The following is an 8,947-nucleotide window of genomic DNA, read 5'->3' as shown; positions in this document are numbered from 1 at the left end:
GGGCAGCAGCGGACGCACCTGTTCCACCGAGGCGGCGTTGTCCAGCACGACCAGCATGCGCCGCCCGGCCAGCAACGAGCGGTACAGATGCACCTGCTCGTCCCCGTCGGCCGGGATCCGTTCCCGGGCCACCCCCAGCCCGTGCAGCAACTGCCCGATGGCCTCGGCGGGGCGCAGCGGCTCGCTGTCGTGGTCGAAGCCGCGAAGATCCACATAGAGCTGGCCGTCGGGGAAGCGGTGCCGGACCCGGTGCCCCCAGTGCACGGCGAGGGCGGTCTTGCCGACCCCGGCCGTGCCGCAGACGGCCGCGATGGCCACGGCTCCGGCCGGGTCCTCGGCCGCCTCCGTGGCCGGGCCCGGGCCGGGCGGCAGCAGGGCGTCCAGCCGGGCCAGTTCCTCGTCCCGACCGCGGAACCCGCCCACCACATGCGGCAGTCCGGCGGGTACCCGCGGCAGCGCGGAGTCGGCGGGCGGTCCGGAAGCGCCCGTCCCGACCGGCGCTTCGGAGACGGACACCGCGTCCGCCCCGCACTCCTCCGGCACGGCCAGCGACGGGTCCTCGCTCAGGATGCGCTGGTGCACCCCGCGCAGCTCGGGCCCGGGGTCGACGCCGAGGTCGTCGGCGAGCCGATGGCGCGTGGCCTCGTACAGCTCCAGTGCCTCCGCCTGCCGTTCGCCGCGGTACAGCGCCGTCATCAGCTGCCGTACCGCCCGTTCGTCCAGCGGGTGCGACGCCGCCTGGGCGCGCAGCTCCGGCAGCAGTTCACGGTGGTGGCCGAGGCGCAGCGAAGCGTCGTACAACTCCAGCCGCGCCGCCAGCCGTTCGTCCCCGAGGCGGGCCCGGGTCGCCTCCGCCCAGGCTCCGGTCAGCCCGCTGAGGGCGTCTCCGCGCCACAGGTCCAGGGCCTCCCGTAACAGGGCGACGCGGTCGTCACCGTCGCGGGCGGCGGCCGTGAGGCGGTGGAAGCGGTGCAGGTCCACCCGCTCGGGGTCGGCCTCCAGGAGGTAGCCGCCGGAGCGGCGGGCCAGCCGGACGCCGGGGGCGCCGCAGTCGGCCAGGGCGGTGCGCAGCCGCCCGATGTACCCGTAGAGGATGTTGCGGACCGAGCTCGGTGGATCCTCGCCCCACACCCGGTCGATCAGCCGCTCCGCCGGTACGGCGCGGCCCAGTTCGCACAGGAGCACCGCCGCGACGGTGCGCTGTTGGGGATGGCCCAGTGCGACGGGTCGGCCCTCGGCCGACGCCTCCACCGGGCCCAGCAACCGGAACTCCACCTCGACCCCCTGTCACGTCCCTGTCAGCCAGAGTGGACCTCCCCGGTAAATGACCGGTCAACGTTTCTTCAACCTCCCTTCCACACCCGGGCGGGAGAGTCGTTCGTGCCGCCACGGGGAGCACGACCGGCGGCGCCGACAACACAACGATCAAGGGAGCGAGAGCATGCGTGTACGTGGACGCCTGACGGGGGCCGGTCTTGGTATCGCCGCGGTGGCGATGGTGGGACTGAGCGCGACCGCGGCCAGTGCCCAGCCCGCCGAGTCGATCGGCACCAAGGCGGAGGCGGCGAACGTCCCGGTTCATGTGACGAGCGACGCCTACATCCGGTCGGTGCCCGCCACCACCGGCGCCGTCTGGGGCAATGTCCAGTTCGGTGACGACCAGGAAGCCATCTGCTTCACCGAGGGCGGCGAAGCCAGCCTGGGCGGCCGGACCAGCAATGTCTGGGTCCAGCTCGACCAGTGGGGCCCGTCCAACGGCTACGTGACCGAGCTGGCCCTCCAGAACGGCCACGCCGGAATGCCGCACTGCTGACCGGCTGAACGGCCGACCGGCTGCACAGATAAGAGCCGGGCGGGCGCGGAATCACCGCGCCCGCCCGGCTCCTCAGCGGTAGGACGGGGCCTCAGCCGCCCGCGCGCAGCAGCGCGGCCACGATCGGGCCCGCCGTGTCGCCGCCGTGGCCGCCCTCGGGGACCACACCGGCCGCGGCGAGGTCACCGTTGTAGGCGGTGAACCAGCCGTTCGGCTTCTCCTGGTTGTCGACCTCGGCCGAACCGGTCTTGGCGCCGAAGTCACCGCTCATCCCGGACATCGCCTCGGCGGCGGTGCCGGAGGTGGCGGTCAGGTGCATCAGCTTGCGCAGCTGGTCCTTGGTGCTCGACTTCATCGTCTTGCTCGCCTTGGCCAGCGTCCGGTTGTCCACGGACGGCGCGACCAGGTACGGCTGGCGGAAGGTGCCGGTGGAGGCCGTGGCCGACACCGACGCCATGTTGAGCGGGTTCATCCGCACCCCGCCCTGGCCGATCAGCGAGGCGGCCTTGGAGGCCGCGGACTGCGTCGGCACCGCGCCGTCGAAGGTGGGCACGCCGGTCTGCCAGTTGAGGCCGATGCCGAAGACGTCACGGGCCTCCTTGGTCAGATCGTCGTCCTTCAGCTTCCCCGCCTGGCTGATGAAGGCGGTGTTGCAGGAACGGGCGAAGCTCTGCTCGAACGTGCCGTTCTTGATCTCGAACTTCTTGTCGTTCTGGAACTTCCAGCCGCCGTACGAGAAGTACTTCGGGCACGGATGCGCCTTGCCGTACGCGGCCAGACCCTTGTCGATCAGCGTCGCCGAGGTGATGACCTTCATGGTCGAGCCCGGCGCGTACGAGCCCTGGAGCGCCGGGTTGAAGCCGCTCGCGGGGGAGTTGGCCACCGCGAGGATCTCACCGGTGCTGGGCTTGACCGCCACGACCGACGCCTTGCTCTTCTTGCTCACCTGCTGCTCGGCGGTGCTCTGGAGCTTGCCGTCGATCGTCGTCTTCAGCGTGCCCGGGGTGCCCTTGGAGAGCACCTTCAGCGTCTCGTCGGGGGACTTGGAGCCCTTGGCGCGGGAGATGAAGGTCTCCACGCCCGCCTTGCCGCCGGCCTTCTTGCCGTACCGCTCGCGCAGCGAGGACAGCACGCCCTTGAGGGACGGGTGGTCGGTGGCGGACAGCTCCGTGCCGTCCCGGTCGACCGCCTTGATCGGCGGGGCCTCGGACTCGCCGGTCTTCAGGGTGTCGCCCTTGCCCAGCTTGGGATGGACGACCGAGGGCTGCCAGTCGACGACCGGCTTGCCCGTCTTGGTGTCGCGGGTCACATCCAGCGAGGATTCATACGTCCAGGGGACGCTGCTCTCACCGCTGTACGCGATCCGGGCGTTGACCGCGAACGGCACCTTGTCGCCGCTGGCCTGCCCCGGATTCAGCTCCACCTTGTCGATATGGGCTTTCTTGCGGTAGCCGCTCAGCGCCGCGGTGGCCGCGTCGCTGTCGTCCGTCAGGGCGGCGGCCTTCGCCGTCTCACCCGCCGACCATGCCGCCAGGAACGAGCGGGCGGTGGTCTTGACCTCGGCCGCGCTGGGCGGGCCGGTCTTCACCTTCTTCACGGCGTTCTTCTCGTCGCCCGACGCGTTCGCGCCGTCCTTGGAACCCGACGAGTCATCCTGGCCGCTGCCGCAGCCGGCAACACTGACGACCATGGCGGCGAACACCGCACTGACGATCGCGGCTCTCGCGCCACTCCGCATGCAGAACCCCCACTGTGTTCTTCGAGTCCCCCCACCGGTGCGATGGGGGCCGCGGTTCGAGGCACTCTACCGGCATCGTGTGAACCCGCCGCGCCCCCTCCGGAACGCCTTCCTCCGGGCGCCTGGCCCGGACTCAGATCCAGGTGTCGAGCCACATGCGGGCCCGCCAGGCATCCATCGGCATCGTCTGGCCCGTGTACAGCGGGAAGAAATAGATGAAGTTCCAGATGATGAGCAGGACGAGCGCGCCCGCGCCGACCGCGCCCACCACCCGCCGGGTATCGGTGGCTCCCGGCGGGCCCAGCAGCGCGCCGATCATCATGGCCACCGCCAGACACAGGAACGGCACGAACACGACGGCGTAGAAGGAGAAGATCGTGCGGTCCTGGTAGAGGAACCACGGCAGGTATCCGGCCGCGATCCCGGCCAGGATCGCGCCCGCCCGCCAGTCGCGCCGCAGCGCCCACCGGAAGAGCAGGTAGAGCACCGCGAAGCAGGCCGCCCACCACAGCAGCGGGGTGCCCAGGGCCAGCACCTCGCGGGCGCACTTCTCGGTGGCGTCCGTGGGGCAGCCCTCCTGACCGGCCCGCGGGGACTCGTAGAAGTACGAGACCGGCCGCGACTGGACCAGCCAGCTCCACGGGTTGGACTGGTAGACGTGCGGCGAGTCCAGGCCCACATGGAACTTGTAGACCTCGGTCTCGTAGTGCCACAGGCTGCGCAGCGGGTTGAGCAGCCAGTCGAAGGCGCCGCCGGTGCCGTAGCCGCCGCCGTCCGGCCGGTCCGATTCGGCCCAGTGGCGGAAGTAGCCGCTGTGCTGCCAGCCGCGGGACCGGCTGAAGGTGCCGCTCGCGCCGAACCAGCCCGACCAGGAGGCGATGTACGTGACGATCGCCACAGGCACCGTCGACAGGAACGCCCACGGCAGATCGCGCCGCAGCACCGTCCGGTAGGGGCGCGGGGCGCCCGCGGTGCGGCGCGCGCCGACGTCCCACAGGACCGTCATGAGGCCGAAGAACGCCAGCACATACAGGCCGTTCCACTTGGTGCCGATGGCCAGGCCCAGCAGCACCCCGGCCGCGATCCGCCACGGCCGGGCGCCCAGCTTCAGGCCCCAGCCGACCGTCGCGTCGGGCCGGGCCGTGCCGTCGTCGCTCTCCGGAGGCGTGGACGGAAGCGCCGCCGCGAGCCGCGCCCGGGCCTTGTCCCGGTCGATGAGCAGACAGCCGAAGGCGGCCAGCACGAAGAACATCAGCACCAGGTCGAGCAGCGCTGTGCGGCTCATCACGAAGTGCAGACCGTCCACGGCCATCAGCGCGCCCGCCAGGCAGCCGAGGAACGTCGAACGGAAGAGCCGCCGCCCGATCCGGCACAGCATCAGCACCGACAGGGTGCCGAGCACGGCGACCATGAACCGCCAGCCGAAGGGGTGCAGCCCGAAGAACTGCTCGCCCAGCCCGATGACCCACTTGCCGACCGGCGGATGGACCACATAGGACGCGGCGTCGCTCAGCGGGATGTGCTGCGGCGTGTCGAGGATCCTGTCGTTGGCGGTCTTGGGCCAGGTGCCCTCGTAGCCGAACCGCCAGACCGACCAGGCGTCCTTGGCGTAATACGTCTCGTCGAATATGACCTTGTCCGGGCTGCCGAGGCTCCAGAAGCGGGTCAGCCCGGCGACGAGCGCGACGAGCAGCGGCCCGCCCCAGCCGCTCCAGCGGGCGATTCTGGCCGCCACCGCGGGGGTCGCCCCGAGCGTCTCCCACAGCCGGGTGCCCGGCTCCTGGTACGGCGGGACCAGCCGTTCGCGTACACCGGGCCGGGGTTGGCCCGCGTATCCGAAACGGCGCAGCCGACGCTGCCAGGCCGGCGGGTGCTGGCCGGCGGCTCGGCCCGGCTGGGCGTGGGTCGCGGTGTCACTGCTCACCGGGCCATCGTAGGGAAGCGGCCTGTGAGTGTGGCGTGGATCAGGTGGTGTCTCGCGGAAGCGGCGGCCGACGCCGTGGAAACGGCGGCCGACGCGGCGGGTGCGGCGGGCTGCGAGGATGGCCCGGTGACTGGAACGCTCGTACTCGCAGGGACCCCCATCGGCGACACCGCGGACGCGCCGCCGCGGCTGGCCGCCGAGCTGGCGGCGGCCGATGTGATCGCCGCCGAGGACACCCGGCGGCTGCGCCGGCTCACCCAGGCGCTGGACGTCCAGCCGGGCGGGCGGGTGGTGTCCTACTTCGAGGGCAACGAGTCGGCGCGTACCCCCGAGCTGGTCGAGGCGCTGGCGGGGGGTTCCCGGGTGCTGCTGGTCACCGACGCGGGCATGCCCTCGGTCTCCGACCCCGGCTACCGGCTGGTCGCCGCCGCCGTCGAGCGCGGTATCGCGGTCACCGCGGTGCCCGGCCCGTCCGCCGTGCTCACCGCGCTGGCCGTCTCCGGGCTGCCGGTGGACCGCTTCTGCTTCGAGGGCTTCCCGCCGCGCAAGGCGGGGGAGCGGCTGGGGCGGCTGCGCGAGGCCGCCGAGGAGCGGCGCACCCTGGTCTACTTCGAGGCCCCGCACCGGCTGGCCGACACCCTGGCCGCCATGGCGGAGGTGTTCGGCGCGGACCGGCGGGCCGCGGTGTGCCGGGAGCTGACCAAGACGTACGAAGAGGTCCGGCGCGGCCCGCTGGAGGAGCTGGCGGCCTGGGCCGCCGAGGGCGTACGGGGCGAGATCACCGTCGTCGTCGAGGGCGCCGCGGAACCGGGCCCCGACGAGGCCGGTCCTGAGGAGCTGGCCCGCCGGGTCGCGGTGCGCGAGGAGGCCGGGGAGCGCCGCAAGGAGGCCATCGCGGCGGTCGCGCAGGCCGCCGGGGTACCCAAAAGGGTGGTGTTCGATGCCGTCGTCGCGGCAAAGAACGCGGCGGCGGGGGCGCCACGCGAAGGTAAAGCTCACCACTGAAAGGCAAAGGGCAGACCTGCCGATCGGGCGGTTTCGATAGTGCACAGCTAAATCTCCCCCAAAGACAGGGAAGAGCTGCTGCGATCCCGCCGGGAAAGGCGTCCACTGGAGAAGCGCGGGGACGTAACCAATCCCGGAAGACTTGTCCTGCGGACAAGAGGAGCTGCCATGAGCGATATAGCGGGAGCCTCGAACGGCGTTCACCCGATATCCCGGCCCACCGTCGGCCCCGAAGGCGACGAGGTGGCCCACGAGGCGTACGCCTTCGCCTGCATGAAGTGCGGGCACGGCTGGGAACGGTCGTACGACATCGAGCACCACGTGGACGGCGAGGGCCACCCCTTCGTCGTGTACTTCACCGACGGCACGCGCGTCCCGTCTCCGCTGACGAGCCCCGACTGCGTCAACTGCGGTGCGCATCTGGTGCGCATCATGCGGGCGGGCCAGGTCTCGTCGGTACTGGAGAGCGCCCGGCGCACGCCGCCGCGCGGTGCGCCGAAGGCGGGGGCGGACGGTGCCGGGCCGGACGGCGAGGCGGACACCGGAGGCTCCACGCGGCGCCGTGGGCACCACTGGCACCTGTCGAATCTCCTGCACCCCTTTTCGCATCGCAAATGAGCCGGGTCGGGGTCAGTTGAGCGGATGAGCGTGAGGTGAAGGGTGTGATTCACCCGACATTCACCGGCATTCATAGAATCACGCTCATGGCGCAATCAGCATCGACCCACGGCGGCAGCGGCGGAACCGGCAGCGGGAAGAACAACGGCGGACAAAACGGCAGGCAAAAGGAAAAGGACGCTCCGCCCCCGCTCCCGGACCCCCTGCGGGTACCGGTCGCCGACTCCCACACCCACCTGGACATGCAGACGGGGACCGTCGAGGACGCGCTCGCCAAGGCGGCCTCGGTCGGTGTGACGACCGTCGTCCAGGTGGGGTGCGACATCGCCGGGTCGCGGTGGGCGGCCGAGACGGCGGCCGCCCACGACAGCGTCTGGGCCACCGTCGCCCTCCACCCCAACGAGGCACCCCGTATCGTCCTCGGCGACCCTGACGGCTGGTCCCGGCAGGGCGCCCGGGAACCCGGCGGCGACCAGGCCCTCGACGCGGCCCTCGCCGAGATCGACACCCTCGCGGCCCTGCCCCAGGTGCGCGGCGTCGGCGAAACCGGCCTCGACTACTTCCGCACCGGACCCGACGGTATGGCCGCCCAGGAACGCTCGTTCCGCCGCCACGTCGACATCGCCAAGCGGCACGGCAAGGCCCTGGTCATCCACGACCGCGAAGCCCACGACGACGTCCTGCGGGTGCTCGCCGAGGAGGGCGCCCCCGACACCGTCGTCTTCCACTGCTACTCCGGCGACGCCGCCATGGCCAAGGTGTGCGCGGAGCACGGCTACTACATGTCCTTCGCGGGGAACGTCACCTTCAAGAACGCCCAGCCGCTGCGCGACGCCCTCGCCGTCGCCCCCCTCGACCTCCTCCTCGTGGAGACCGACGCACCGTTCCTCACCCCCGCGCCCTACCGCGGACGGCCTAACGCTCCGTACTTGATTCCGTTCACCCTGCGGGCCATGGCCGACGTCAAGGGCGTCCCCGAAGACACCCTGGCGACCGCCGTGGCGGCCAACACCGCACGTGTCTTCGGCTATTCGGTGCCCGACGGTCCCCAAGACCGCTGACAACGCAGGGTAATTAATCGGCTTTGGAGAGTCACCGGATACTCCGCTACAGTCCGCGGCGTCCCGCCCCGACCCGTGGACCCGTGGAGTGTCGTCGTGAGCCGTACGCAGGGCAGCCACCGCGTTCCGGGCGGCCGTGCCGCCGCGCGCCGAGCCGCCCGGCGCGGACGCAACCCGGTCCTCACCGATCCGGTGCGGCGGCTGCTGCCCCAGGCGCTCGTGGTCGCCGCCCTGGCCGGGGGCACCTCCGCCTTCGTCGCCCAGGACAAGGCGGTACGGCTCAGCGTCGACGGCCACGCGCGCACCCTCCACACCTACGCCGACGACGTGGCCGAACTGCTCGCCGACGAGGACGTCGCGGTCAGCCCGCACGACATCGTCGCCCCCGCCCCCGGCCAATCCCTCACCAGCGGCGACGAGATCGCCGTCCGCTACGGCCGCCCCGTCACCCTCACCGTCGACGGTGAACGCCGCCGGGTGTGGACCACCGCCGACACCGTCGACGGCGCGCTGCGCCAACTCGGCGTACGCGCCGACGGCGCCTACCTGTCCGCCTCCCGCTCCGCCGCCATCACCCGGCGCGGGCTGGACCTCCACGTCCGCACCCAGCGCACCGTCACCTTCATGGCCGACGACCGCCCACACCCCGTCCGCACCAACGCCGCCACCATCGGCGAAGCGCTCACCGAGGCCGGACTCACCCTGCGCGGCCAGGACACCACCTCCGTCCCGCAGGACAGCTTCCCGCGCGACGGCCAGACGGTGAAGGTGATGCGCATCACCGGCGG

At 71.8% G+C, this 8,947-nt stretch carries 8 protein-coding genes; 5 read left to right on the top strand and 3 right to left on the bottom strand.

From position 1 onward, the window contains the following. Positions 1-1,275: AfsR/SARP family transcriptional regulator (locus SSOG_RS17315; protein WP_039937893.1), on the bottom strand; the 1,275-nt coding region annotated here is incomplete at its 3' end. Positions 1,276-1,441: 166 nt separating this feature from the next. On the opposite strand from SSOG_RS17315, the gene SSOG_RS17310 reads away from it, so the two are divergent. Further along, positions 1,442-1,813, top strand: coding sequence for a hypothetical protein (locus SSOG_RS17310; RefSeq protein ID WP_039937890.1), 372 nt, complete (start codon positions 1,442-1,444; stop codon positions 1,811-1,813). Positions 1,814-1,904: 91 nt separating this feature from the next. On the opposite strand, the gene SSOG_RS17305 is transcribed toward SSOG_RS17310, so the two are convergent. Then, the gene (locus SSOG_RS17305; RefSeq protein WP_009715533.1) at positions 1,905-3,551 is read right to left on the bottom strand and encodes a penicillin-binding transpeptidase domain-containing protein; all 1,647 of its coding nucleotides are present in this window, start codon (positions 3,549-3,551) and stop codon (positions 1,905-1,907) included. Between the two features lie 133 nt (positions 3,552-3,684). Continuing rightward, complete coding sequence (locus SSOG_RS17300) at positions 3,685-5,475, bottom strand: dolichyl-phosphate-mannose--protein mannosyltransferase (protein WP_009715532.1); 1,791 nt, start codon at positions 5,473-5,475, stop codon at positions 3,685-3,687. Positions 5,476-5,601: 126 nt separating this feature from the next. Here SSOG_RS17300 and rsmI point away from each other — a divergent pair, with 126 nt between their 5' ends. The 4 genes from rsmI to SSOG_RS17280 form a co-directional block, all read left to right on the top strand. Further along, the gene (gene rsmI, locus SSOG_RS17295) at positions 5,602-6,480 is read left to right on the top strand and encodes a 16S rRNA (cytidine(1402)-2'-O)-methyltransferase (RefSeq protein ID WP_009715531.1); all 879 of its coding nucleotides are present in this window, start codon (positions 5,602-5,604) and stop codon (positions 6,478-6,480) included. Between the two features lie 168 nt (positions 6,481-6,648). After that, a complete protein-coding gene (locus SSOG_RS17290) occupies positions 6,649-7,098 on the top strand; it encodes a hypothetical protein (RefSeq protein ID WP_009715530.1) in 450 nt (149 codons plus the stop codon). A gap of 86 nt (positions 7,099-7,184) precedes the next feature. Then, positions 7,185-8,159, top strand: a complete 975-nt coding sequence (locus SSOG_RS17285; RefSeq protein ID WP_009715529.1) for a TatD family hydrolase — start codon at positions 7,185-7,187, stop codon at positions 8,157-8,159. Positions 8,160-8,234: 75 nt separating this feature from the next. Then, positions 8,235-8,947, top strand: a 713-nt coding sequence (locus SSOG_RS17280; RefSeq protein ID WP_009715528.1) for a ubiquitin-like domain-containing protein, incomplete at its 3' end; no start/stop codon positions are given.

It is taken from the genome of Streptomyces himastatinicus ATCC 53653, from assembly GCF_000158915.1.
GTDB classification, from domain to species: domain Bacteria; phylum Actinomycetota; class Actinomycetes; order Streptomycetales; family Streptomycetaceae; genus Streptomyces; species Streptomyces himastatinicus.
Note: the sequence above shows the minus strand (reverse complement) of the source record. Positions and strands in the feature narration are given on the sequence as shown.